Here is a 25106-nt window from a genome sequence, read left to right as displayed (position 1 = left end):
TTCAGAACTGTTCATTGTCAACCCCCCGAGTGTTCAGTTGTTCAGCCCGATTGTTCACTCCCGAACATCCCATTCACTCCATTTCCTTGTGGATCAAGCACCTGCCGTTTTTGGCACGAAACTCGCTCTGACGACTGGCCAGATTCATTCCAATAATAAAAAGGTCGTGTCATGTCATTGACCCTGGAACATGTCTCCCGCGTCGTCGAAGGCCAAACCTGGATCGACGATGCCACCCTGCGTTTCGAACCCGGTTCCTTTAACGTGCTGCTCGGTCGCACCCTGTCCGGCAAGACCAGCCTTATGCGCTTGATGGCCGGCCTGGACAAACCCGACAGCGGTCGCATCCTGATGAACGGCGTCGACGTCACCCACAAGCCGGTGCGCCTGCGCAACGTGTCGATGGTGTATCAGCAGTTCATCAACTACCCGACCATGACGGTGTTCGAAAATATCGCCTCGCCGTTGCGCCAGGCCGGTGTGTCCAACGAGGTGATCCAGAGCAAGGTGCTGGAAACCGCCAGGATGCTGCGCATCGAGAAGTTCCTCCAGCGCCACCCGCTGGAGCTGTCCGGTGGCCAGCAGCAACGCACGGCCATGGCCCGCGCGTTGGTCAAGGATGCCGAACTGATCCTGTTCGACGAGCCGCTGGTGAACCTGGACTACAAACTACGCGAAGAGCTGCGCCAGGAAATGCGCGAGCTGTTCCAGGCCCGCCACACCATAGCGATTTACGCCACCACCGAACCCAACGAAGCCCTGGCCCTGGGTGGCACCACCACCATCCTGCACGAAGGCCGGGTGATCCAGAGCGGCAAGGCCGCGGAGGTCTACCACCAGCCACAGACGGTGCTCGCCGCCGAGCTGTTTTCCGAGCCACCGATCAACCTGATGCCTGGGCGTATTGCTGGCAACGAGGTGAGCTTCGCCAATTTTGTGCACTTCCCGCTGAACGTCGACCTGCGCCCCATCGGCGAGGGCGAATTCCGCTTTGGCGTGCGCCCCAGCCATATCAGCCTGGTGCCGAGCAACGACGACGATCTGGAGCTGGCGGTAACCGTAGAAGTCGCCGAGATCAGCGGCTCGGAAACCTTCCTGCATGTGCGCAGCGAACACTTCCTGTTGGTGCTGCACCTGCCGGGGGTACATGAGTACGACGTCGACGCGCCGATCCGCGTGTATATCCCCACCCATAAACTGTTTGTGTTCGATGGCCAGGGCCGTTTGGTCCAGGCCCCCGGGCGCCGTGTCGCGAGGATTGCCTGATGGCCGAGATCCATTTGCAGAACCTGGCGCACAGCTATAACCCCGCGCCGACCGGGCCCGAAGACTACGCGATTCGGGAAATGAACCACGTCTGGGAACAGGGCGGCGCCTACGCCTTGCTCGGCCCGTCGGGCTGCGGCAAGTCGACCCTGCTCAATATCATTTCCGGCCTGCTCAGCCCGTCCGAAGGCCAAGTGTTGTTTGACACGAAAGTGGTCAACGACCTCACGCCCGAGAAGCGCAATATCGCCCAGGTGTTCCAGTTTCCCGTGGTGTACGACACCATGACCGTGTTCGATAACCTGGCATTCCCGCTACGAAACCAGGGCATGGCTGAGGCGAAAATTCACAGCAAGGTGCAGGAAATCGCCGAAGTCCTTGACCTGCAAAACCTGCTGAGCAAGAAAGCGCGCAACCTCACCGCTGACGAAAAACAGAAAGTCTCCATGGGCCGTGGCCTGGTGCGTGACGACGTGTCGGCCATCCTGTTCGATGAGCCGCTGACAGTGATCGACCCGCACCTCAAATGGAAACTGCGGCGCAAGCTCAAGCAGATCCATGAGCAGTTCAACATCACCATGGTCTATGTCACCCATGACCAGTTGGAGGCTTCCACCTTTGCCGACAAGATCGCGGTGATGTATGGCGGGCAGATCGTGCAATTCGGCACGCCACGGCAATTGTTCGAGCGGCCTAGCCACACGTTTGTCGGCTATTTCATCGGCAGCCCTGGGATGAATCTGATCGAAGTGCAGGCCGAGGCGGGCGGGGTGCGGTTTGCCGGCACCCACTTGCCATTGCCCGAGGCGTTGCAACAACGCATCGCCAGCACGGACTACAAGAAACTGCAGGTGGGTATCCGCCCGGAATTTATCCACGTGTGGGACGAGTACAACCCCGACGCCATGCAGGCCGATGTCACACATTTGGAAGACCTCGGCACCTACAAGATCATGACGCTCAAGCTTGATGGCGCCACCTTGAAAGTGCGTTTGGCCGAAGACAAACCGGTGCCCGAAGGCACGGCCTCCATCAGCTTTCCCGCGCAATGGCTGATGCTCTACGCCGATGATTACCTGCTGGAGGTGCTGCCATGAACAAGGTGCAGAACAACAAGGCCTGGTGGTTGGTGCTGCCGGTTTTCCTGCTGGTGGCGTTCAGCGCGGTGATCCCGATGATGACCGTGGTCAACTATTCGGTGCAGGACATTTTCGACCAATCCAGCCGCTATTTCGTCGGTGCCGATTGGTACAAGCAGGTATTGCTCGACCCGCGTCTGCACGACTCCCTGCTGCGCCAGTTCATCTATTCGGCCTGCGTGCTGTTGATCGAAATACCCCTGGGCATCGCCATCGCCCTGACCATGCCGACCAAGGGCCGTTGGTCGTCCCTGGTACTGATCGTGTTGGCGATTCCACTGCTGATCCCGTGGAACGTGGTGGGCACCATCTGGCAGATCTTCGGCCGTGCTGACATTGGCCTGCTGGGTTACAGCCTCAACGCCATGGGCATCAGCTACAACTACGCGGCCAATACGGCGGATGCCTGGGTGACCGTGCTGGTGATGGACGTATGGCACTGGACCTCATTGGTGGCGCTGCTGTGCTATTCGGGGTTGCGGGCGATTCCGGACGTGTACTACCAGGCCGCGCGGATTGATCGTGCATCGGCCTGGGCAGTCTTCCGACATATCCAACTGCCCAAGATGAAAAGCGTGCTGCTGATCGCGGTAATGCTGCGGTTTATGGACAGCTTCATGATCTACACCGAGCCCTTCGTCCTGACCGGCGGTGGACCGGGTAACGCCACCACTTTCCTGAGTCAGACGTTGACCCAGATGGCTGTAGGTCAATTCGACCTAGGCCCGGCGGCGGCGTTTTCCCTGGTGTATTTCCTGATCATCTTGTTGGTGTCCTGGCTGTTCTACACCGCCATGACCCACTCTGACGCCAACCGCTGAGGCCGCTGACATGAGCAAACGCAAGCTTATTCCGCTGCTGATCTACATCCTGTTCCTGCTGGTGCCGATCTACTGGCTGTTGAACATGTCCTTCAAGAGCAACACCGAAATCCTCGGCGGGCTCACGTTGTTTCCCCAGGATTTCACCCTGGCGAACTACAAGGTGATCTTCACCGACCCCAGTTGGTACACCGGCTACCTCAACTCGCTGTACTACGTAAGCCTGAACACGGTGATTTCCCTGAGTGTGGCGCTGCCGGCGGCGTATGCGTTCTCGCGCTATCGTTTCCTGGGGGATAAGCACCTGTTCTTCTGGCTGCTGACCAACCGCATGGCGCCGCCGGCGGTGTTCTTGCTGCCGTTCTTCCAGCTGTATTCATCCATCGGTTTGTTCGACACGCACATCGCTGTAGCCCTGGCTCACTGCCTGTTTAACGTGCCGTTGGCGGTGTGGATCCTCGAAGGCTTCATGTCCGGCGTGCCCAAGGAAATCGATGAAACCGCCTACATCGACGGCTACTCGTTTCCGAAGTTCTTCGTGAAGATTTTTATCCCGTTGATCGGCTCCGGCATCGGTGTGACCGCGTTTTTCTGCTTCATGTTTTCCTGGGTCGAGCTGCTCCTGGCGCGCACCCTGACGTCGGTCAACGCCAAGCCCATCGCAGCGGTGATGACGCGCACGGTGTCGGCCTCGGGTATCGATTGGGGCGTGCTGGCAGCGGCGGGGGTGTTGACCATCCTGCCGGGCATGCTGGTGATCTGGTTTGTTCGCAACCACGTGGCCAAGGGCTTTGCCCTGGGCCGGGTCTGAGGAGTCGATGATGGAATGGATGGCCTGGACCACCCCCACTGCACTGTTCTTTGGCGGCATCGCCTTGATTCTGGCGGGCATGACCACTTGGGAACTGCGTTCGCCGAGCATCCCCCGGCGCGGTTTGTTACCGATCAGCACCACCCGTGGTGATCGCTTGTTTATCGGTCTTCTCGGCAGCGCCTACCTGCATTTGCTGGTTATCGGCGTTACCGACTGGAGCATCTGGGTGGCGTCCGCGCTCTCCCTGGTATGGCTGTTGAGTGTGATGCGTTGGGGTTGATGCCCTTATAAATAAACAACCTGGAGGTCTCTATGTTGAATAAGAACAATAAGCTGCGACATAGCATTTCATTGGCTGCCGTACTGGCCCTCAGCGGTTTGAGCGCCACGGCTTGGGCCGATGCGTACGAAGATGCCGCGAAAAAATGGATCGGCAGCGAGTTTAAACCGTCCACGCTCACGGCTGAGCAGCAGCTTGAGGAGCTCAAGTGGTTTATCAAGGCCTCGGAACCGTTCCGTGGGATGAAGATCAACGTGGTGTCGGAAACCCTCACCACCCACGAGTATGAATCCAAGGTGCTGGCCAAGGCCTTCAGTGAAATCACCGGGATCAAGCTGACCCACGACCTGCTTCAGGAAGGCGACGTGGTCGAGAAGCTGCAAACCCAGATGCAGTCGGACAAGAACATCTATGACGGCTGGGTCAACGATTCCGACTTGATCGGTACGCACTTTCGCTATGGCAAGACCGAATCCATCACCGACCTGATGGCCAACGAAGGCAAGGACTTCACCTCGCCGACCCTCGACCTCAAAGACTTTATCGGCCTGTCCTTCACCACCGCGCCGGACGGCAAGATCTACCAGCTGCCCGACCAGCAATTCGCCAACCTTTATTGGTTCCGCGCCGACTGGTTCGAGCGCCCGGAGCTCAAAGCCAAGTTCAAGGAGAAATACGGTTATGACCTCGGCGTGCCGGTGAACTGGTCGGCCTATGAAGACATCGCCAAATTCTTCAGCGAAGACGTCAAGGAAATCGACGGCAAGCGCATCTACGGGCACATGGACTACGGCAAGAAAGACCCGTCCCTGGGCTGGCGCTTCACCGATGCCTGGTTCTCCATGGCCGGCGGCGGCGACAAAGGCCTGCCCAACGGCTTGCCGGTGGACGAGTGGGGCATTCGCGTGGAGGACTGCCATCCGGTGGGCTCCAGCGTGACCCGCGGCGGCGACACCAACGGCCCGGCCGCTGTGTTTGCCACGCAGAAATATGTGGACTGGATGAAAGCCTATGCGCCACCGGAAGCGGCGGGCATGACCTTCTCCGAGTCGGGGCCGGTGCCGTCCCAAGGCAACATCGCCCAGCAGATCTTCTGGTACACCGCGTTCACCGCCGACATGGTCAAACCGGGCTTGCCGGTGGTGAATGCCGACGGCACGCCGAAATGGCGCATGGCGCCGTCGCCTGTGGGACCTTACTGGGAAAAGGGCATGAAGAAGGGCTATCAGGACGTAGGCTCCTGGACCTTCCTCAAATCCACGCCTGAGAAGCAAAAACTCGCGGCCTGGCTCTACGCGCAGTTCGTGACCTCCAAAACCGTCTCGCTGAAAAAAACCATCGTGGGTTTGACGCCGATTCGTGAGTCCGACATCAACTCCCAGGCCATGACCGACATGGCCCCCAAACTCGGCGGTCTGGTGGAGTTCTACCGCAGCCCGGCGCGCACCGAGTGGTCACCGACCGGCACCAACGTGCCGGACTACCCACGTCTGGCGCAACTGTGGTGGAGCAACATCGCCTCGGCCGCCAGCGGCGAGAAAACCCCGCAACAGGCGCTGGACAACCTGGCCAAGGAGCAGGACGCGATCATGACGCGCCTGGAACGCTCCAAAGTGCAACCGGTGTGCGGCCCGAAAATGAACCCCGAACGTGACGCGCAATACTGGTTCGACCAACCGGGCGCACCGAAACCGAAACTGGCGAACGAGAAGCCAAAAGGCGAGACCGTGAGCTACGGCGACCTGCTCAAGTCGTGGGAGGCGGCGCGTAAATAACAGGTCTGCTGGATTTCTGTGACGAGGGAGCTTGCTCCCGTTGGACTGCGCAGTCGTCTCATTTTTGGGGGCGCTTCGCGGCCCAACGGGGGCGGCTCCCTCGCCACATCTATCAGTGCCTCTCGGCGCCATTCGAACCGAACTCCATGGCGGTCAGAACAACTGACCATCGCCGCTGATCCGTACCTTGCCAACCCCGATTGAATTTTCCGCATACCCGCAGGTTCTGCATTTTAGAAGCGTGTGGTTTTCAGCGCTCTTGCGGGGCCTCCTTGTCGGGAGGCCTGGTTGTATCGGACTTTGCGGAAACTGCCATCATGACGCTACTTACAGCGCTGTCGGGCCAACCGGCCTCTATCACCCACCCGGTTCACGGTCAGTATCGCGGGGTTTACCAGCAGCTCTATCGCGAAGCTCCGGGCGCTGAAGAGGCTGCGCGGGCGTTTCTGCAAGGGCAATTGAGCCAGGTGCGCGAGGCGTCGTCCGAGCTGCCGCCATTGCCTGAAGAATTGTCGGCCTGGATCGAGCAGCGGTGTGCCGATGTCGCCCAGGCCTACGCCGGGTACTTGGAACAACGCCAGCAAGGCCATCCAAGGCGCTACTTCCAGAACAAAGCTCAGGCGTTGTATTTCCTGCAACGCGTGGCGCCGACCAAACAGGTCGACGGCGCCTGGCTCAACGGTTTGCTGCGCTATTGGCAGGACCCGCGGTTCGACGGCCTGCTCACTACCTACCTGGAAGAATTGGGCGACGGCGAAGCGGCGCAGAACCATGTGCTGATCTACCGCAAATTGCTCAGCGACCACGACGCCGACAGCGACGCCGGCCTCGACGACGCCCACTACCAGCAGGGTGCTCTGCAGCTGGCGCTGGGACTGTGTGCCGAAGCGTTTTTGCCGGAAATCATCGGCTACAACCTCGGCTATGAGCAGCTACCGCTGCACCTGCTGATCACCGCCTACGAATTGAGCGAGCTGGGGATTGACCCGTATTACTTCACCCTCCACGTCACCATCGACAACGCCAGCAGTGGCCACGCGTGCAAGGCGGCGCAGTCGGTGCTCAGCCTGCTGCCGCTGGGGGAGGGCCGTGCGGAGTTCTACCGGCGCGTTGCCGAGGGTTATCGCCTCAACGATCTTGGCCCTGGCACGCTGGCGGTGATCGACGCGTTTGATCTGCACGACGAGGTGGTCGCCATGCTCGAACGCAAGCGCACCTTCGGCCAGCACATGCATTCGGACTACTGCCGCTTCGAGGGCAAGACTGTCAACCAGTGGCTGGCCCAGCCGGGTCAGGCCGGCGCGTTTCTCAAGGCGATGGAAGACAAGGGCTGGATCAAGCGCCACCAGGACCCGGCCGACAGCCGCTTCTGGCAATTGATCGAGGGCGCTGGCGCTGCGATGTTCGGTGTGTTCAGCGGCTATGAGAAACAGGTGCTGCATGACTGGATCGCCGGCGACTGGATCAGCGGCGAGCGCATCGCGCCCGTACGGCCGGGGCGCGGCAGCCGGACTTCCCGCGAGCACCATCGCCCGGCCGACCCGGATATTCAGGCCCTGGTGGATTCGTTGTGGAATTTGCCCGATGAGCAGCAGCTCACCGCACTGTTGCCCTGGCTCTCGGCACGCCGCCACTGCACGCCTGCCGGGTTGTATGCGACTCGCCGATTTATCCAACTGCGCGCACGTCTGCGCTAAGGAATTCACCCATGTCTGCGCAACAACTCGCTGATCGCGCCCTGCTGAACCTGGGCGGGGGCTTGAAGGAAAACGGCTACCGTTTCATCACGCCGACGCCGTTGACCCATGAACGGTTTTACCAGCGTCTGGGGACGCCGCTGGCGGTGGACCTGCGTGACGTGTTCGGCTGGTCCATGCCGTTTGATCACGGGCTGTTACCTGATGCCTTTCGCGAAGAATTGCAGCAAGCCGATGTAGTCGTGCAGCACGATTCGCTGTGGCGCAGCACGGTGCGGTGGTCGAGCCTGAGTGATCTGTTGTTCGCCCATTCGGCGTATCCCACCACACAGGCGGATGCGGTGTTTTTCGGGCCGGACAGTTACCGTTTCGCGCAACTGATCGAGGCCCATCTGCAGCAGCGTTTCGAGCCGATTAAGCGCGCGGTGGATATCGGCTGCGGCGCAGGTGTGGGCGCGCTGATGATCGCCCGCGCGCGGCCTGACGCTGAAGTGATGGCGGTGGATATCAACCCGCGCGCCTTGCGCCTCACGGCGGTGAATGCCGAGTTGGCGGGGCTGGTCAACGTCAGCGCTTACCATAGTGATGTGCTGGGCAGCGTCCAAGGCGAGTTCGATTTGATCGTCGCCAACCCACCCTATATGAACGACGACCGCGAACGCGCCTATCGGCATGGCGGCGGGGCGCTGGGTGAGGAACTGTCGGTGCGTATTGTCGGCGAGTCCCTCCCACGCCTGGCCTTGGGCGGCAGTCTGGTGCTGTACACCGGGGTGGCGATCGTCGCCGGGGAAGACCCTTTCCTGAAGGCGGTCATGCCTTTATTGGGCAGCGATGCAGTGGGCTGGACCTATCGCGAACTTGACCCGGATGTGTTCGGCGAAGAACTCGACAAACCGGGGTATGAGCGCGTGGAGCGTATCGCCGTGGTCGCGCTCACCGTTACGCGCTTGTTCTGACGCCGCCCAAGCTAGGGGTGCCGACACGCAAGCCTGCCTGCGGCAGGTGGTGGACCGTCTTCTGGCCCAGCGTCGGGGTGACTGCTGATCAGCTGCCGCCCCGAGCTGAAAGGTCAGGCGGCCGCTTGCGGTTGCAGATGGAGCTCGCCGTCGACTTCCTTGACCAAGCCGCTGGCAAGGAACAACGGTGCCAAGCGCTTGTGCAGCTGTGGCTCGACAAATTCCTTGACCGTATCCAGTGCCAACACGCCACTGAGCGGCAACTCGGCCTTGGAGTACGACAACCATGCCTTCTTCAGCGCCATCAGCACATCACTGCCCGCTGTGGAGGCAAAGCGGCGTTGCGTCGGTTTACTGTCGAAGTTGAAAGTGTGCTGGAACTCATAGCCGCTTTCATCGCCACCGCTGGCACTGCAGCGGATGCAGGTGCACGGGCCATCACCGAAGGCGCTGCGCAGGTAGGCGTTGAAGTCCACCACGGGCTTGAGTGACAGACGCTTATCCACCTCGAACAGGTCCCCAGTCATTTTTTCGTCAGTGTTCAACGTGCATTTCCTCGCGGGTCGGTGGCCGTTTTTCAAAGCGCGGCACAATAGCAGCCGTGCGAAGTGTGGAACAGCATTTCCACGCAGAGCGGGCTGGTGCCAGGCATGCTACGTGGGTTGATCACTGAAACTTGCGGGGAGGGGGGACCCGATGAGTATGGGGCTCTACACAACTCCCAGAGGCTGACACAACTCCCTGAGCCTCACACAACTCCCAGAGGCTGACACAACTCCCTGAGCCTCACACAACTCCCAGAGGCTGACACAACTCCCTGAGCCTCACACAACTCCCAGAGGCTGACACAACTCCCTGAGCCTCACATAACTCCTAGAGGCTGACACATGACCCTGTGGTGAGCGGGCTTGCCCCGCGTTGGGCTGCGCAGCAGCCCCAAAAACAGACGCTGGGTTCTAACAGAAAAATCCCCACTTTTGCTGGCTGAGTACATATCCGTTGCTGCGGTAACGGCCGCCTAGGGTTCTGCTCTTACAGCAGTTCACTTTTGTAAAGGCCGGAATGCCAGCCCAGCCAAAAGTAACCAAAAGGCCTTCGCCCCACCACTCGGCACCTCGCCTAGGCTCGGTGTGCCCGTAATCCGACATTGATTTGGGGGGCCGCCGCCACGCGCCATCCATGGCGCAGGGCGGCTAAACCGGCATCCCTGCCGGTTTACCCCCCAAATCAATGTCGAATTCCGGCCATCGTGGTTGACGGGGCGATTTCAGATCAAAAGCAAGGCCGCGGCGGCCTTAGAGCCGACCGGGTTCTCAGCTCCAACTCCGTCCAAATGTGGGAGGGGGCTTGCTCCCGATGAGGGTGTATCAGTTGATGCAGCTGTGACTGACCCACTGCTATCGGGAGCAAGCCCCCTCCCACAGTTTGATCTCCATAGATCAGACAGATAGGTCCTAGCCTGCTGTCCTGCTTTTGCTCTGCTTTTGCTCTGCTTTTGCTCTGCTTTTGCTCTGCTTTTGCTCTGCTTTTGCTCTGCTTTTGCTCTGCTTTTGATCTGGCTTTTACATCCTTTTCACTGACGAAGTCAGCGGTCTGTTGATCTGCGCTTTTGATTGTGTGAATCGCCCCCGCCCACATTCGATCTTCAGTGCCTGAGGCCTCACCGAAAGAACTCCCCCGGCGTCGCATCAAACTGCTGGCGAAACGCATTGATAAACGCCGACGTCGACTCATACCCACACCCCAGCGCCACATCCGTCACGCGCTCGCCTTGCTCCAGGGCGGGCAGGGCGCTCAGCAGGCGTAAGCGTTGGCGCCAGGCGCGGAAGGTCAGGCCGGTATCCCTCAAAAACAAGCGGCTGAGCGTCTTTTCGCTAAGCCCCAGTTTTTCGCTCCATTGCCCCAGCGTGGTCTGTTGCTCCGGGCGCAGGTTCAAGCTGCGGTAGATCTGTCGTAAACGTGGGTCGAGGGGCAGTGGCAGCATCAAGTCCACCTGGGGCGCGGCGGCGAGTTGGTCGAGTACCACTTGGGCCAGGCGCCCCTCGGGACCGTCCTCGGTATATTCCACCGGCAGCTCGCTGAAGCTGCGGATCAATTCGCGCAACAGGCTGCTCACCTCCAGCACGTGGCAACACTCCGAGGCCCAGGCGGTCACGCTGCAATCGAGGTATAGGCTGCGCATTTCGGTGTGGGGCGAGCTGAACACGCGGTGCGGCATGCCCGCCGGGATCCAAACCGCCCGCTGCGGCGGCGCGACAAAGCGGCCGGCGCTGGTCTGGATCTCCAGCACGCCTGAAATCGCGTAAGACAATTGCACCCACGGGTGGCTGTGGCGCCGGGTCAACGCGCGATTGGGCAAGGATTCGGTGCGCCCGTACACCGGCCGCGGCAGGCTGGACAGCCCGGGGATGCTGCGGCGCACCGTTTTGTCATGTCCTTTAGGCGGCATTTACTGGCTCATTGGCGTTAGTCGGTAACAAGCCGTTACGTTAGAGTCGCGGTGACGCTCTTGGCAACCCCTGGAAGATCCGCTTATGACACGCCCTCGTTTTCTGCCCGACAACTTCACCCTGACCTTGATCGCCACGGTGATCCTCGCTTCCTTGCTGCCCGCCAGCGGCCAGACCGCCGTAGCCTTCGGTTGGGTCACCAACCTGGCCATCGCGCTGCTGTTCTTCCTGCATGGCGCCAAGCTGTCGCGCCAGGCCATCGTTGCCGGGGCCGGCCACTGGCGCCTGCACTTGCTGGTGTTCAGCCTGACCTTCGTGCTGTTCCCCTTGTTGGGCCTGGCGCTCAAGCCGGTGCTGTCGCCGCTGATCGGCAAAGACCTGTACATGGGCATGCTTTACCTCTGCGCCTTGCCGGCCACCGTGCAATCGGCGATTGCCTTCACTTCGCTGGCGCGGGGCAATATACCGGCGGCGATTTGCAGCGCGGCGGCGTCGAGCCTGTTCGGTATCTTCCTTACTCCGCTGCTGGTGACGTTATTGCTCAACGTGCACGGCGAAGGCAGCTCCACGGTCGATGCCATCCTGAAAATCAGCGTGCAACTGCTGCTGCCTTTTATCGCCGGGCAAATCGCGCGGCGGTGGATCGGCGAGTGGGTGGGCCGCAATAAGGCCTGGCTCAAATTCGTCGACCAAGGCTCGATCCTGCTGGTGGTCTACGGCGCATTCAGCGAAGCGGTCAACGAAGGCATCTGGCATCAGATCCCACTGTGGGAGCTGGGCGGTCTGGTGGTGGCCTGCTGCGTGTTGCTGGCCTTGGTGCTGGTGGCGTCGAGCGTGCTGGGCAAGGCGTTTGGCTTCAATCAGGAAGACCGGATCACCATTTTGTTCTGCGGTTCGAAGAAGAGCCTGGCCACCGGCGTACCCATGGCACAAGTGCTGTTTGCCGGGGCGAGCATGGGGGTGTTGATTTTGCCGTTGATGCTGTTTCACCAGATCCAGTTGATGGTCTGCGCGGCGTTAGCGCAGCGGTATGCCAAGCGTCCTGAAAGCGTTCCGGAGTTGATGGCGCAGGTAGATCCTTGATTCAAACCGACGAATAACCTCAAGTTACTGCTCAGCCCGGCGACTTACTGCTTACTGGCCCAAGAAGGAGTGTCGGCATGAGCAGTAAAGGTATTTCGGTAATCGCAGGCCTCCTCGGCCTATGGGCAAGTACATGCGGCGCGGCGCAGTCCGTGGGGCAGGGCACCATCGCGTTCAGTGGCAGCATCGTCGAGCCAGGGTGTGCGACAAATGCGCGCAGTGGGCTGGTGACGGAAGGCAAGGGCTGTGTCGCTTCCGGTCGTGCCAATCGCTTCGACGTGCGCAGTTTGATGCCGGTGGCGGGTGTCGCCGTTCCCCGGCTATCGCCTGTTGCAGACAGCGGCCTTGGGCGTGATCACGATCAGCGGTATGTGCTGGTAGACAGCGCCGGCCAGCCGATTGTGTCGGGCAAGTACGTCGTCACTGTGACCACACCGTGACAAAACTGAGGGTGTCTTGAGGGGTATCGGCGTCAACAGCCAGCCGAGAAACCTATAGAATGCCAAGCGGCGGCGCTTGTCCTGGGTGGCCGTTTGATCATCGCCAGAGTACCTCGCCTTTCAATGAGCATTTCAGCCGCAACCCCCCAAGCCAACTGGCAACCGGTCATCGCCCTTGCGCTGGCCGCGTTTGTGTTCAATACCACCGAATTCGTACCGGTCGGCCTGCTGAGCGCCATTGGTGCCAGCTTCGACATGCCCGTGTCCAGCGTCGGCCTGATGCTCACCATCTACGCCTGGATCGTGTCCCTGACCTCACTGCCGGTGATGCTGCTGACCCGTAACGTCGAGCGGCGCAAATTGCTGATCGTGCTGTTCGGCATGTTTATCCTCAGCCATATCCTTTCCAGCGTGGCCAACAGTTTTGGCTTGTTGATGGTCAGCCGGATCGGCATTGCCTTGTCCCATGCGTTGTTCTGGTCGATCACCGCGTCCCTCGCGGTGCGCCTGGCGCCGGAGGGCAAACAGGTGCAAGCCCTCGGGTTGCTGGCCACCGGTACGTCATTGGCGATGGTGTTGGGGATTCCTCTGGGGCGTCTGCTCGGCGAGGCCATGGGCTGGCGCACTACCTTCCTGGTGATCGGCGCTTTCGCCGCCGCTCTCGTGTTCTGGCTGGCACGCACGTTGCCGCCGTTGCCGAGCCAGAACTCCGGTTCCCTGCGCAGCCTGCCGCTGCTGTTCAAGCGCCCGGCGCTGGTGGCGCTTTACGTGCTCACCGCGCTCACGGTGACCGCGCAGTTCACCGCCTACAGCTACATCGAACCCTTCGTCGAAGGCGTGGCCGGGATGGATGGCAGCGCCGTGACCCTGATCCTGCTGGTCTTCGGCGGCGCGGGCATCATCGGCTCGTTGCTGTTCAGCCTGGTGCACCGCTTCAACCCGCACCTGTTTGTGGTCGGCGCGGTGTTTATCCTGGCCGGGTGCCTCACGCTGATGCTGCCCTTGAGCGGCGCCGAGTCGTACCTGGTGATCCTGAGCATTTTCTGGGGCATGGCGATCATGGGCTTCGGCCTGGCCATGCAATCCAAAGTGCTGGTACTGGCGCCGGACGCCACTGACGTAGCCATGGCGATGTTCTCCGGCATCTACAACATCGGCATTGGCGGCGGCGCCCTGATGGGCAGTTGGGTCGGCAGTCACTTCGGTTTCGCCTGGATTGGCGTGGCAGGGGGGATGCTGGCGGCGGTGGCGTTGATCGGGTATTGCCTGGCGATTCGCAGGTTCGGCACGGGTGTGGCACAAAGCTGATGCAGGAGCGAGCCAGCTCGCTCCTGCAGGTTGACGGCGTTACAGCCCAGCCAACAGCGCCTCCAACTTCTCCTGATCCCGCGCAAACTGGCGAATGCCTTCGGCCAGTTTTTCGGTGGCCATTGCATCTTCATTCGACGCCCAGCGGAACTGCGCTTCGGTCAACGGTTGGCGCGCTTCACCGGCCGCCCCAGGTTGCAGCTTGCGTTCCAGCGGCCCGTTGTCTTCAGCCAGTTTTTGCAGCAAGTCCGGGCTGATGGTCAGACGATCACAGCCGGCCAGTTGTTCGATCTGGCTGAGGGTACGGAAGCTGGCGCCCATCACCACGGTCGGGATGGCGTTGGCTTTGTAGTAGTTGTAGATGCGCGTCACCGACTGCACGCCTGGGTCTTCAGCCCCGGTGTAGTCCAGGCCTGTGCTCTTGCGGTACCAGTCGTAGATGCGGCCCACGAACGGCGAGATCAGGAACACGCCAGCGTCGGCGCAGGCCTGAGCCTGGGCGAAGGAGAACAGCAGGGTGAGGTTGGTCTGGATGCCGGATTTTTCCAGGCGTTCGGCGGTGCGGATGCCTTCCCAGGTGGAGGCCAGTTTAATCAGCACGCGGTCGCGGCCGACGCCGGCCTGGTCGTACAGTGCGATCAATTGGTTGGCCTTGGCCCACAGCGCGTCTTCATCGAAGGACAGACGCGCGTCGACTTCAGTGGAGATGCGCCCCGGAATCACCTTGAGAATGCCGCAGCCCACTGACACCGCGAAGCGGTCACACGCCAGGCCTACATCGCCTTTGGATGACGACACCGCATTGCGCAGCAATTCGGCGTATTCCGGGATCGCAGCGGCTTTGAGCAGCAGTGACGGGTTAGTGGTGGCGTCGACAGGGCGCAGGCGGCTGATGGCTTCCAGGTCGCCGGTGTCGCAGACCACGGTGGTGAATTGCTTGAGTTGTTCGAGCTTGGACGTCATGAGCGGCTGTCTCCAAAAAATAGGTTATTGGTTGAGGGCCTGTGCGGTATCCAGGTCGGTGATCAGGATGTCCAGGTAGCCGCCCTCGAGCGCGCCGCGTATTGCCTGGACCTTGTTCAGCCCGCCGGCCAGGCCGAGCACGCGGTGGATTGAGCGCAGCTTGGGCAGTGCCACCGACACCACGAATTCTTCATCTTCTTCCAATACCGGCTTGCCCTGGGCATCGAAGTAGCGCAGGCAGATATCGCCCACCGCACCGCGCTCGGCCAGCAGGCGCAGCATGTCTTCGGTGTAGTAGTTGCCGCTGTTGCGCAGCAATTGCGAGGGCTCCAGGTCGCCGATGCCGACGATCGCCAGGGTGATGCTGTCAAAGCGTTGCAGCACTTCCTTGACCTCTTCCATCTGCACGATGCGCTGCTTGCTCTGCACCGATTGCTCGATGCTTTGGGACGGCAGCAAATACGCCGGGCAGTTGAGCAGGGTGGCCAGGCGTTGGGTCAGCAAGGTGGCTTCGAACGCGCCTTTGTTGCCGACGCCACCGAGCAGTTGCACCACTTCCTCGGCGCCTTGCTTGCCCGACTGCGCATGCAGGTGGCCGACCATGGCGCGAATGGTGCTGCTCCACGATGAAATGCCGATATGGTCCTGGGGCGACAGGCTGGTTTCCAGGTAGTGCGCAGCGGCCGAGCCGATGGCTTGCTTGATGCTTTCGTCATTGCCGGGCTCGGTGGCTTCCACCACGATCACCCGGCGCACGCCGTAGCGACGTTGCAATTGGGTTTCCAGTTCCAGGTGCAGGCCTTGCAGGCGCATCACGCTGATCTTCACTACGCCTTCCTGCAGCGCCCGGCGCAGGGCGCGGCTGATAAAGGACTGGGACAGGTCCAGCTGCGTGGAGATTTCGGACTGCTTGAGCCCTTCTTCGTAATAGAGGCTCGCGATCTTGGTGATCAGGCGCTGTTCTTCGATCTGGCTCATGAAAGCCTCAGTTATTGACACAATGGCCGTGAGGATACCAAACCCTCACGACATGATCAGGCCGCCGTCGATATTGATCGCCTGGCCGGTCAGGTACGCCGCGTCGTCGGAGGCCAGGAAGGCTACCAGACCCGCCACATCCGAGGGTTTGCCGGCACGGCGCAGGGGGATGTTTTTGACCCATTCGGCCATCAATTCACCCTTGCCGTAGCGTTTTTCGTCGGTGCTGAGGATCTCGCCCCACACGCGGTCGTTGTAGTCCCACATCTCGCTTTCGATGATGCCGGGGCAGAATGCGTTGACGGTGATGTTATGCGGCGCCAGCTCCAGGGACAGGCTTTGGGTGATGCCGATCACGCCCATTTTGCTGGCTGCGTAGTGCGGTGTGTAGATAAAGCCCTGGCGACCTTGCCCGGACGAGGTGTTGATCAACCGCCCGCTGCCTTGCTTGACCATGTACTTGGCCGCTTCCCTGCACCCCAGCCACACGCCGGTGGTGTTGACCTGAAGCACCTTATCGAAATCAGCGCGGGGCATTTTGTCGTAGTGGTCGATGGTGATGATGCCGGCGTTCTGCACCGACACGTCGATGCTGCCGAAGCGGGCGTGGCCTTCGCGGTAGAGCTTCTCGATATCGCTTTCGTTGGTGACGTCGATGCCGAGGGCGAGGGCGCTCACGCCGTATTCCTGGGCCAGTTGGTCGGCGGTGAAGGTCACGCGCTCCAGGTCGTTGGAGGCCAGCACCAGGTTGGCGCCTTCCTGAGCGAAGCGCTCGGCTATGCCGGCACCAATGCCACGGCAGGCGCCGGTGATCACGATGGTTTTACCGCTGAAACGTTGCGACATCACAAGACTCCTTACCAGCACACAAAGCCGCCATCGACCAACAGGTCGACACCGGTGCAGAAAGATGACGCCTGGCTGACCAGGAAAATTGCCGGGCCGACCATTTCTTCCACGCTGGCCATACGGCCCATGGGCGTGGTCTGTTCAAAGATCTTCACCTGGTCGGCGACTTCCGGGCGCGAGTTCATCGGCGTGGCGGTGTAGCCGGGGCTGATGCAGTTGACGCGCAGGCCCTTGTCGGCCCATTCCATCGCCAGGCTTTTGCTCAGGTGGATCACCCCAGCCTTGGAGGTGTTGTAGTGCGCCTGCAACAGGCCACGGTTGACGATGCTGCCGGACATGGAGGCGATGTTGACGATGGCACCTTTGCCACGCGGCAACATCACGGCGGCCTGGGCCTGGCAGCTGAGGAAGATGCCGGTGAGGTTGATGTCCAGTGTGGTTTGCCAGCGTTGCAGTTCGAGGTCTTCGGCGGCCTGGGCGTTGGCGATGCCGGCGCAGTTGACCGCCACGCTGAGTGGGCCGAGTTCTTGTTCGGTTTGCGCGACGGCTGCATCCAGGGCGGCGCGCTCGGTGACGGTGCCGCTGAGGGCCAGGGCACGCCGGCCCAGAGCCTGGATGCGCTCGACCGTGCTGGCAATGCCGGGGCTGCCCGGAAGATCAAAGCAAGCAACATCTGCGCCGGCTTCGGCCAGCCCGACAGCGATGGCTTGGCCGATGCCGCTGCCGGCGCCGGTGACAAAGGCCACTTGGCCCTGAAGACTGAAAAGCTGCATGGATAACTCCGTTATTTGAAATCACAGTGGACCCGTGTGGGAGGGGGCTTGCTCCCGATAGCAGTGGTTCAGTGACAGATGCTTCTACTGACACTCCCTCATCGGGGGCAAGCCCCCTCCCACATTTGATCGCCATTGTTTGTGAGGACCGGGTTCCTAGGCGGTGGCCATTTCCATCACCGACACCGGTGTGGCCTCGCCACGCTCCAGAATCCCCATCTGCCGTCCTCGGCTCATCACCATCACCCGATGGGACAACCCCAGCACTTCATCCAGGTCGGAACTGACCACAATCACCGCCATGCCCTTGGCCGCCAAATCCGCGATCACTTCATAGATCGCCGCCCGTGCACCCACGTCGATGCCGCGTGTCGGCTCATCGAGGATGAACACCTTGGGGTTGCGTGCCAGCCACTTGGCGATGATCACTTTCTGCTGGTTGCCGCCGGACAAACTGGAAATCCGCGACTGCGGCGAACCTTTCACGCCGAGCCGCGCCACCGCCGTTCGGGCGAATTCACGCAGCGGGGCAGGGAGCACCCAACCGCGTTTGTCCAGCAGGTCGGTGTTGCCGTAGACCAGGTTGTCTTCGATGCGATGTTCCACGACTACGCCTTGCTGTTTGCGGTCTTCAGGTACCAGCACTACACCGGCCTGAATCGCTTCAAACGGGCTGCGCAGCTGGCGCACTTCACCGTCCAGCACCATCTGGCCCTTGATGTCCTGGGCCGCACCGGCAATGGTGCGCACCAGCTCCGTACGCCCGGCGCCTACCACGCCGGCAATGCCGAACACTTCGCCGGCGCGCACGCTGAAGTCGATGCCATGCAAGGCGAATTCGCGGCAGGTCAAATCCTTGACCTGCAACATCACCTGCTCCTGCGGCGCCTGCAGCGCGGGGAAAATCCGCTCCAGGCTGCGCCCGACCATCTGCTCCACCAGTTCGCGCACCGGCACTTGCGCGGTGGCATGCAGGGCGATCTGACGACCGTCGCGCAGCACCAGCACGCGGTCGGCGATGCGCGCGATTTCTTCCAGGCGATGGCTGATGTAGATAAACGACACGCCTTCTGCTTTCAGCCGTTCCACCTGCTTGAACAGCAACTCGGTTTCTTCAGCGCCCAGCGCAGCGGTGGGTTCATCGAGAATCAGCAAGCTGGCCTTCAAGGTCAGCGCCTTGGCGATTTCCACCAATTGCTGGGCCGCCACACTCAGGCCTTCGACCTTGCGCGACGCCGGCACGTTGAGCCCCAGGCGTTCCAGTTGGATCTGCGCCTGGGCCTCGATGTAGTCGCGATCGACCCGCCCGTAACGCATGGGCAGGCGACCGACGAAGATGTTCTCGGCGATCGACAGTTGCGGCAGCAGACGGATTTCCTGGTGGATCAGGCCGATACCTGCGCCCAGTGCCGCACCCGGCGAGGCGGGTGCATACGGCGCGCCGAGCCAGGTCATGCTGCCGCCAGCTTCGGGTTGCACCAGGCCTGCGATGATCGACGACAAGGTCGACTTACCGGCACCGTTTTCACCGAGCAGGGCCAGCACTTCACCGCGGCGAATATCCACATTGACCTGGGACAACACCTGCACCGGGCCGTAGGCCTTGCTGATATTGCGCAGGCACAGCACCGCATCGGCGCTGCTATCCAGAGCTGCTGCTTGCATGACGACCTCCAAGGCTTACGGGTGCTGTTGCAGGAACGGCGCGACGTTTTCTTTGGTGGTCAGCACGGTGGGCAGCAGTTGCTCCTTGGGCACGGCCTTGCCGGCTTTGAGATCAATCGCCGAGGCCACGGCCAGGCGCCCCATTTTCTGGGTCTGCTGAGTCATGGTGGCGTTGAGCACGCCGCTTTCGACGGCCTTGAGCCCGGCGACGTCGCCGTCAAAACCGACGACCACGACCTTGTGATCCAGGTTGCCGACCTTCACCGCTTGGGCAGCGCCCAGGGCCATCGCATCGGCGCGGCCAAAGAATACGGTGATATTCGGATCACGCTGGAGCAGGTCCTGGGCCACGGCGAAGCCTTTGTCCTGAGCCCATTCGGCGGGTTGCTGGGCCACGACCTTGAGGTCCGGGAAGGCTTTCAGGCCCTCCTCGAAACCCTTGGCGCGATCATTCTCCGGCGTGGTGCCGAGTTGGCCTTGCAGGATCGCAATGCGGCCTTTCCCGTCGGTGATCTTGCCCACGTACTCGGCCAGGGTCTTGGCGCCGGCCACGCTGTCGCTGGCGATAAAGGTGTCGCCTGGTGCGTCGGGGGCGTTGCGGTCCACGGCGATCACCGGGATACCGGCGGCCTTGGCGGCTTTGACGGGCACACCGGCGGCGGTAGCACCGGCGGGGATGTAGATCAGCACGTCGATCTGGCGGGTGATCAGGTCTTCAATCTGGCTGACCTGGGTCGAGGAGTTGCCTTGGGCGTCCACGGTGATCACCTTGATCCCCTTGGCCTTGCCCTCGGCTTCCACCGATTGCTTGATCTGGTTGAAGAAGTCGGCCTGCAGGTTGGCCACGGCCAGGCCGATGGTCAGGTCCTTGGCCCAGGTGGTGCCGGCAGCGGTAAGGGTCGCGGCCGCCAGAGCAGTGGCGATAAGCAGTTTCTTGGGGCTGAACATGTCGGTGACTCCTGGTTTTATTGTTGGAGGGTGTCAACTGTCGAACAGGTTTAACGGGCAGTACTGGAACGGCGTCGCAGGGTGTCGATGGTTACGGCGAGGGCGATGACCACGCCGATCACCACTTGTTGAATAAACGGGGAAACGCCCAGCAGGTTGAGGCCATTGCGCAACACGCCAATGATCAGCACACCCACCAGGGTGCCGCCGATGCTGCCGACGCCGCCGCTGAGGCTGGCGCCGCCAATCACCACGGCGGCAATAGCGTCCAGTTCCAGGCTGAGGCCGGCACTGGGTTGGGAAGAGTCGAGGCGCGCCGCCAGGGTCACGGCGGCGATGCCGGCCAGCGCGCCGCTGATGGCGTACACCCACAAGGTAATCGCACGCACCTTGATGCCGGACAGGCGCGCCACTTCAGGGCTGCCGCCCATGGCGTAGAGGTTGCGGCCGCCGGCACGAAAGCGCAGGAACACCCACGCCACCAGCAGCATCACCAGAAACAGCCCGACGGTTGCCGAGAGAAAGCCGAAGTGCCGCACCGTGGCCAGGCTGGTGAACCACTCCGGGTAGCCGACGATCTGCCGGCCTTCGGTGAGGATATTCGCCAGGCCACGGGCCACCGACATCATGGTCAGTGTGGCAATAAAGGGCGGCAGCTTGGCGTAGGTGATCAACGCGCCGGACACCAGCCCGGCGAGCATCCCGGTGGCAATCGAGATCGGAATCGCGAAGCCCAGCGGCACTGCCTGATCCTGGTAGAGCCAGCCGAGCATCATCATCGAGAAGGCCAGCACCGAGCCTACCGACAGGTCGATGCCGCCGATGACGATCACCGCTGTCATGCCGATCGCCAGGATGCCCAGCACCGTGACCTGATCGAGGATGTTCAGGCCATTACGCAAGGAGAAGAAGAATTCGGAACTGAAGGAGAAGACCAGCACCAGCAACACCAGCCCGATCAACGGGCCGCCGATGTTGCTGGGCAGCAGTTTCACAATACGTGGGCGGGGTGGCGGCTTGAGTTCGGCCGGGTGCTGGACAATAGCTTTGGCGTCCACAGTGTTCTCCTGATTTATTTTTTTTGGAGTGCTTTCAGGCCGTTTGAATATTTATGCGTGCCTGACTGTTAATTCAGATTCCAGTGACACCGTGGCAAAGTCAAGCGCTTAATTTTTCAGGTATGCCTCTAAACCGGCGCTTTCACCACGGGCAAAGCCACGGGATAGACCAGCCCGTGTGGGATTTTGCCCGTTTGTCCGAGGGATGTTTCTTCTATTTATTTCGTTTTTCCGTGGATCGCTCACTTGACCGCGCGGACGATCAGCGTCTAAATAGAAATATATTGTCACTGCTGAATAAATATTCAAACACAGCTTTGGACACTTTCACCTCACGTGGTCAGCCCCACAGGAGCCGCTGCATGAATGCCTTCCAGTACGACGCCCACCAGATCAAGGAACAGGCCCGCCTGATCCGCCGCCATGTGATCCACCTCAACGCCGATTCACCGGCGGGCGGTCACACCGGAGCGGACCTGTCGGAAACCGACATCCTCGCCACTCTGTACTTCCGCATCCTCAATACCGGCCCGGAACGCACTGAAGACCCTGATCGCGATATCTATATCCAGAGCAAGGGCCATGGCGTGGGGGGGTTGTATTGCTGCCTGGCACAGGCGGGCTATATCCCCACTGAATGGTTGCCCACTTACCAGCACTTCAATTCCCATTTGCCCGGCCATCCGGTACGCCAGAAAACCCCCGGCATCGAACTCAACACCGGCGCCCTTGGCCACGGCTTGCCAGTGGCAGTGGGGCTGGCATTGGCGGCAAAGATGTCCGGCAGCAAAAAACGCATCTATGTGCTGACCGGCGACGGCGAACTGGCCGAAGGCTCCAACTGGGAAGCCGCCATGGCGGCAGCCAAGTACGGGTTGGATAACCTGTTTGTGATCGTCGACAAAAACAAACTGCAACTGGCCGGCCTGACCGCCGAGATCATGCCGCTCGACCCACTGGACGTGAAATGGGCTGCCTTCGGCTTCACCGTCAGCGAATGCGATGGCAACGACGTGGGCCAGTTGATCGAAACCCTGGAAACCATGCAGACCCAAACCGGCGCGCCCCAGGTGCTGATCGCCCACACCATCAAAGGCAAGGGCGTGTCGTTTATCGAAGCCCGCCCTGAATGGCACCACCGTGTGCCCAAGGGCGATGAAATCAATGCAGCACTGGAGGAGTTGAACCATGGCGAGTGAACATTTGGCGAGTGTCATGGTGCAGGCCTTTATTGATGCAGTCGACGCCGGGTTGGACGTCGTGCCGGTGGTCAGCGATTCCACGTCGACGGCCAAGATCGGTCCGTTCATGCAGCGCTTTCCAGAGCGGTTGATTAATGTCGGGATTGCCGAGCAGTCCTTGGTCAGCGTCGCGGCGGGGCTGGCGCTGGGCGGCAAGATTGCAGCTACCTGCAATGCGGCGCCGTTTCTAATCTCTCGCGCCAATGAGCAGATCAAGGTGGACGTCTGCTACAACCAGGCCAATGTGAAAATGTTCGGCCTGAACGCCGGTACCAGCTATGGCCCGTTGGCCAGCACCCACCACAGCCTTGACGATATTTCTGTGATGCGCGGCTTCGGCAATGTGCAGATTTTTGCCCCGGCGGATGCCGTCGAGTGCCGGCAGATCGTCGATTACGCGCTGCGTTACCACGGCCCGGTGTATATCCGTCTCGATGGTAAAGCCTTGCCGGACGTCCACGGCGCCGACTATCAGTTTGTGCCCGGTCAGGTAGACATCCTGCGCCAGGGCGCCGATGTGAGCATCGTGGCCCTGGGCTCGGTGGTGCATGAAGCGGTGGATGCGGCGGCCTTGCTGGCGGAGCAGGGCATCCAGGCGCAGGTGATCAACCTGTCGTCGATCCGGCCCTTGCAGCGTGATGTATTGCTCAGCGCCTTGAGCGGCACCCGCGCCGTCATCAGCGTGGAAGAACACAACGTTAATGGCGGCGTCGGCAGCCTGGTCGCTGAAGTGCTGGCCGAAGCTGGGTTGGGCATTGCCCTGATCCGCCTGGGTATCGGCGATGGCGAATACGCCGCCGCCGGCGCCCGCGAACCGACCCGCGCCTTGCATAACATCGACGCGGCTGGGATCGTGGCGGCTGCCACTCGGTTGCGGTGAAATCAATGAATAACAACACCCCGCTGATCCTTGCGATAGATGAAGGCACCAGCAACGCCAAGGCGGTGCTGGTCAACGAACTGGGCCAGGTGATCGCGCGCGGTTCGCGGCCCTTGAGCATCAGTCATCCCCAGGCCGGGTTTTCCGAGCAGGACCCGCTGCTGATCTGGCAAAACACGTTGGCTGCGATTGAAGAGTGCCTGGCCCAGGTAGATCGGCCGATCACTGCGCTCGCGATCAGCAACCAGCGTGAATCGGTGGTGGCTTGGGATAGGCATACCGGTGAGCCATTGTCGCCGTGCATCAGTTGGCAGTGCCGACGCTCTACGGCGTTATGCACGCAACTGCATGCGCAGGGTCATGAAGCGCTGATCCTGGAAAAGACCGGGCTGGCGTTGGACCCGATGTTCTCGGCGGGCAAATTTCGCTGGATTCTCGACAACCTGGACAATGGTCACGCCCGCGCTGCTGCGGGTGATATTTGCCTGGGCACGGTCGACAGCTGGCTGTTGTGGCAACTCAGCGGCGGCCAGGTGTTCGCCACTGACTATTCCAACGCCGCACGCACTCAGTTGTTCAACCTGCACTCCTGCGCCTGGGATCCTGAGCTTTTGGCACTGTTCGGCATTCCTGCTGCGGCCTTGGCGCCGATCCAGCCGAGCGCCGGGTTCTTCGCCGAAACCGTCGCCGTGGGCGGCTTGCCCGCCGGTATCCCGGTGATGTCGATGATTGGCGACTCCCATGCCGCGCTGTACGGGCAGGGCGGTTTTGCGCCGGGTCTGGTCAAGGCCACCCTCGGCACCGGTTCGTCCTTGATGACGCCCATGAGCGGCCCGATTGCGTCCACCCATGGCTTGTCCACCACATTGGCCTGGCATGACGGCAGCCAACCCACCTTCGGCATGGAGGGCAATATCGTCCATACCGGCGCTGCCGTGCAGTGGGCGTCGCGCTTGGTGGCTGGCGAATCCCTGGATGCCTTGACCGAACAGGCTGCGCAACTGCCGGATAACGGCGGCGTATATTTTGTCCCGGCGCTGTCGGGCCTCGGCGCACCGCACTGGAAGGCCGACGCCCGTGGGCTGATCTGCGGGTTGACCGAAGCCACGTCCGGCGCGCACATCCTGCGCGCCTCGCTGGAATCCATCGGCTATCAGATTCGCGATGTGTTTGAGGCGATGCAACAAGACATCGGCAGTCCTTTGAAGGAACTGTGGGTGGACGGCGGTGCCACGCGCAATCGCTGGCTGATGCAGTTCCTTGCCAACCTGCTGCAACGCCCGGTGGTGCGCAGCCTGTCGCCGGAGGTGTCGGCGCTGGGCGCAGCGCACCTGGCGGGACGGGCGTTGGGCGTGTGGGCGAGTGATACGGCGCTGGGGCAGTTGGAGCGCCAGCGCGAGCGGTTTGAGCCGCAGGATGACCCCGCAATGGCAGGGCGTTATGCAGAGTGGAAAAAGGCTTTAGCCCGAACACTCCTCTAACGGCATATGCAAACCCACTGTGGGAGGGGCGGTGCGACGATTCGACTTGCCGCCGATGAGCATAGGGATCTACATAACGTTGACTCAACACTGAACGTCCGGCAGATAGGGCTGTTGTGGCGAGCGGGCTTGTCCCGCGTTGGGCTGCGTAGCAGCCCCAAAACCAGCCTCAACAGAGTGTCTGATACACCGCATTCTTCTTGACTGGGGCTGCTTTGCAGCCCAACGCGGGACAAGCCCG

General features: G+C 61.3%; 23 protein-coding genes. 14 read left to right on the top strand and 9 right to left on the bottom strand.

From position 1 onward, the window contains the following. The first annotated feature begins 171 nt into the window (after positions 1-171). The 8 genes from LRO94_RS16970 to LRO94_RS16935 all read left to right on the top strand — a co-directional run bounded on the left by LRO94_RS16970 (position 172) and on the right by LRO94_RS16935 (position 8748). The gene (locus tag LRO94_RS16970; protein WP_179178809.1) at positions 172-1266 is read left to right on the top strand and encodes an ABC transporter ATP-binding protein; all 1095 of its coding nucleotides are present in this window, start codon (positions 172-174) and stop codon (positions 1264-1266) included. Then, positions 1266-2363, top strand: coding sequence for an ABC transporter ATP-binding protein (locus LRO94_RS16965; RefSeq protein ID WP_122822437.1), 1098 nt, complete (start codon positions 1266-1268; stop codon positions 2361-2363). Before LRO94_RS16970 ends, LRO94_RS16965 begins: the two co-directional genes overlap by 1 nt. Next, on the top strand, positions 2360-3226 hold the full coding sequence (locus tag LRO94_RS16960) for a carbohydrate ABC transporter permease (RefSeq protein ID WP_032889576.1): 867 nt from the start codon (positions 2360-2362) through the stop codon (positions 3224-3226). Before LRO94_RS16965 ends, LRO94_RS16960 begins: the two co-directional genes overlap by 4 nt. Before the next feature lie 10 nt (positions 3227-3236). Then, on the top strand, positions 3237-4037 hold the full coding sequence (locus LRO94_RS16955; protein ID WP_003232361.1) for a carbohydrate ABC transporter permease: 801 nt from the start codon (positions 3237-3239) through the stop codon (positions 4035-4037). A gap of 10 nt (positions 4038-4047) precedes the next feature. Then, positions 4048-4320 carry a DUF2160 domain-containing protein gene (locus tag LRO94_RS16950; protein WP_014718862.1) on the top strand — a complete coding sequence of 91 codons (273 nt, stop codon included), beginning with the start codon at positions 4048-4050 and terminating at the stop codon, positions 4318-4320. Between the two features lie 32 nt (positions 4321-4352). After that, positions 4353-6095 carry an ABC transporter substrate-binding protein gene (locus LRO94_RS16945; RefSeq protein ID WP_032889572.1) on the top strand — a complete coding sequence of 581 codons (1743 nt, stop codon included), beginning with the start codon at positions 4353-4355 and terminating at the stop codon, positions 6093-6095. A gap of 317 nt (positions 6096-6412) precedes the next feature. Beyond that, complete coding sequence (locus LRO94_RS16940) at positions 6413-7792, top strand: iron-containing redox enzyme family protein (RefSeq protein ID WP_032889570.1); 1380 nt, start codon at positions 6413-6415, stop codon at positions 7790-7792. Positions 7793-7803: 11 nt separating this feature from the next. Beyond that, the gene (locus LRO94_RS16935) at positions 7804-8748 is read left to right on the top strand and encodes a methyltransferase (RefSeq protein WP_179178810.1); all 945 of its coding nucleotides are present in this window, start codon (positions 7804-7806) and stop codon (positions 8746-8748) included. 113 nt (positions 8749-8861) lie between these two features. Here the strand turns inward: LRO94_RS16935 and LRO94_RS16930 are convergent, their stop codons facing one another. Both LRO94_RS16930 and LRO94_RS16925 read right to left on the bottom strand, forming a co-directional pair. Continuing rightward, positions 8862-9293 carry a hypothetical protein gene (locus tag LRO94_RS16930; RefSeq protein ID WP_032889566.1) on the bottom strand — a complete coding sequence of 144 codons (432 nt, stop codon included), beginning with the start codon at positions 9291-9293 and terminating at the stop codon, positions 8862-8864. Positions 9294-10408: 1115 nt separating this feature from the next. Then, positions 10409-11197: an AraC family transcriptional regulator gene (locus tag LRO94_RS16925; RefSeq protein ID WP_179178811.1), complete on the bottom strand. Its 789-nt coding sequence runs from the start codon at positions 11195-11197 to the stop codon at positions 10409-10411. Between the two features lie 85 nt (positions 11198-11282). Here LRO94_RS16925 and LRO94_RS16920 point away from each other — a divergent pair, with 85 nt between their 5' ends. The 3 genes from LRO94_RS16920 (at position 11283) to LRO94_RS16910 (ending at position 14029) form a co-directional block, all read left to right on the top strand. Further along, complete coding sequence (locus LRO94_RS16920) at positions 11283-12281, top strand: bile acid:sodium symporter family protein (protein ID WP_099602696.1); 999 nt, start codon at positions 11283-11285, stop codon at positions 12279-12281. 77 nt (positions 12282-12358) lie between these two features. Then, complete coding sequence (locus tag LRO94_RS16915) at positions 12359-12721, top strand: type 1 fimbrial protein (protein WP_095184471.1); 363 nt, start codon at positions 12359-12361, stop codon at positions 12719-12721. Positions 12722-12844: 123 nt separating this feature from the next. Continuing rightward, a complete protein-coding gene (locus tag LRO94_RS16910) occupies positions 12845-14029 on the top strand; it encodes a sugar transporter (RefSeq protein ID WP_179178812.1) in 1185 nt (394 codons plus the stop codon). Between the two features lie 39 nt (positions 14030-14068). Here LRO94_RS16910 and tal read toward each other — a convergent pair whose 3' ends face one another. The 7 genes from tal to LRO94_RS16875 all read right to left on the bottom strand — a co-directional run bounded on the left by tal (position 14069) and on the right by LRO94_RS16875 (position 21263). Beyond that, complete coding sequence (tal, locus tag LRO94_RS16905; RefSeq protein ID WP_032889556.1) at positions 14069-14992, bottom strand: transaldolase; 924 nt, start codon at positions 14990-14992, stop codon at positions 14069-14071. A 24-nt stretch (positions 14993-15016) separates the two neighbouring features. Beyond that, entirely contained in the window at positions 15017-15970 is a 954-nt protein-coding gene (locus LRO94_RS16900) for a sugar-binding transcriptional regulator (protein ID WP_179178813.1), read from the bottom strand. A 45-nt stretch (positions 15971-16015) separates the two neighbouring features. Next, positions 16016-16816, bottom strand: coding sequence for an SDR family oxidoreductase (locus LRO94_RS16895; RefSeq protein WP_122681258.1), 801 nt, complete (start codon positions 16814-16816; stop codon positions 16016-16018). An 11-nt stretch (positions 16817-16827) separates the two neighbouring features. Then, complete coding sequence (locus tag LRO94_RS16890) at positions 16828-17607, bottom strand: SDR family oxidoreductase (RefSeq protein WP_256226794.1); 780 nt, start codon at positions 17605-17607, stop codon at positions 16828-16830. 141 nt (positions 17608-17748) lie between these two features. Then, complete coding sequence (locus LRO94_RS16885; protein WP_032889548.1) at positions 17749-19257, bottom strand: sugar ABC transporter ATP-binding protein; 1509 nt, start codon at positions 19255-19257, stop codon at positions 17749-17751. A 15-nt stretch (positions 19258-19272) separates the two neighbouring features. Next, on the bottom strand, positions 19273-20205 hold the full coding sequence (locus LRO94_RS16880; protein ID WP_032889545.1) for a sugar ABC transporter substrate-binding protein: 933 nt from the start codon (positions 20203-20205) through the stop codon (positions 19273-19275). Positions 20206-20255: 50 nt separating this feature from the next. Continuing rightward, positions 20256-21263, bottom strand: coding sequence for an ABC transporter permease (locus tag LRO94_RS16875; protein ID WP_050442857.1), 1008 nt, complete (start codon positions 21261-21263; stop codon positions 20256-20258). A gap of 362 nt (positions 21264-21625) precedes the next feature. Between LRO94_RS16875 and LRO94_RS16870 the strand changes: the two genes are divergently transcribed. From LRO94_RS16870 to LRO94_RS16860, 3 genes are read left to right on the top strand one after another with little or no spacing between them, the layout of a single operon-like run. Next, positions 21626-22462: a transketolase gene (locus tag LRO94_RS16870; RefSeq protein ID WP_032889543.1), complete on the top strand. Its 837-nt coding sequence runs from the start codon at positions 21626-21628 to the stop codon at positions 22460-22462. Then, positions 22452-23384 (top strand): transketolase family protein, encoded by a 933-nt coding sequence (locus tag LRO94_RS16865; RefSeq protein ID WP_179178814.1) that lies wholly within the window; start codon positions 22452-22454, stop codon positions 23382-23384. Before LRO94_RS16870 ends, LRO94_RS16865 begins: the two co-directional genes overlap by 11 nt. Positions 23385-23389: 5 nt before the next feature. After that, positions 23390-24865, top strand: coding sequence for an FGGY family carbohydrate kinase (locus tag LRO94_RS16860; protein WP_032889537.1), 1476 nt, complete (start codon positions 23390-23392; stop codon positions 24863-24865). Positions 24866-25106 lie beyond the last annotated feature (241 nt).

Source organism: Pseudomonas sivasensis (assembly GCF_021391435.1).
GTDB lineage: Bacteria > Pseudomonadota > Gammaproteobacteria > Pseudomonadales > Pseudomonadaceae > Aquipseudomonas > Aquipseudomonas sivasensis.
This window is presented reverse-complemented; position numbering and strand designations above follow the sequence as displayed.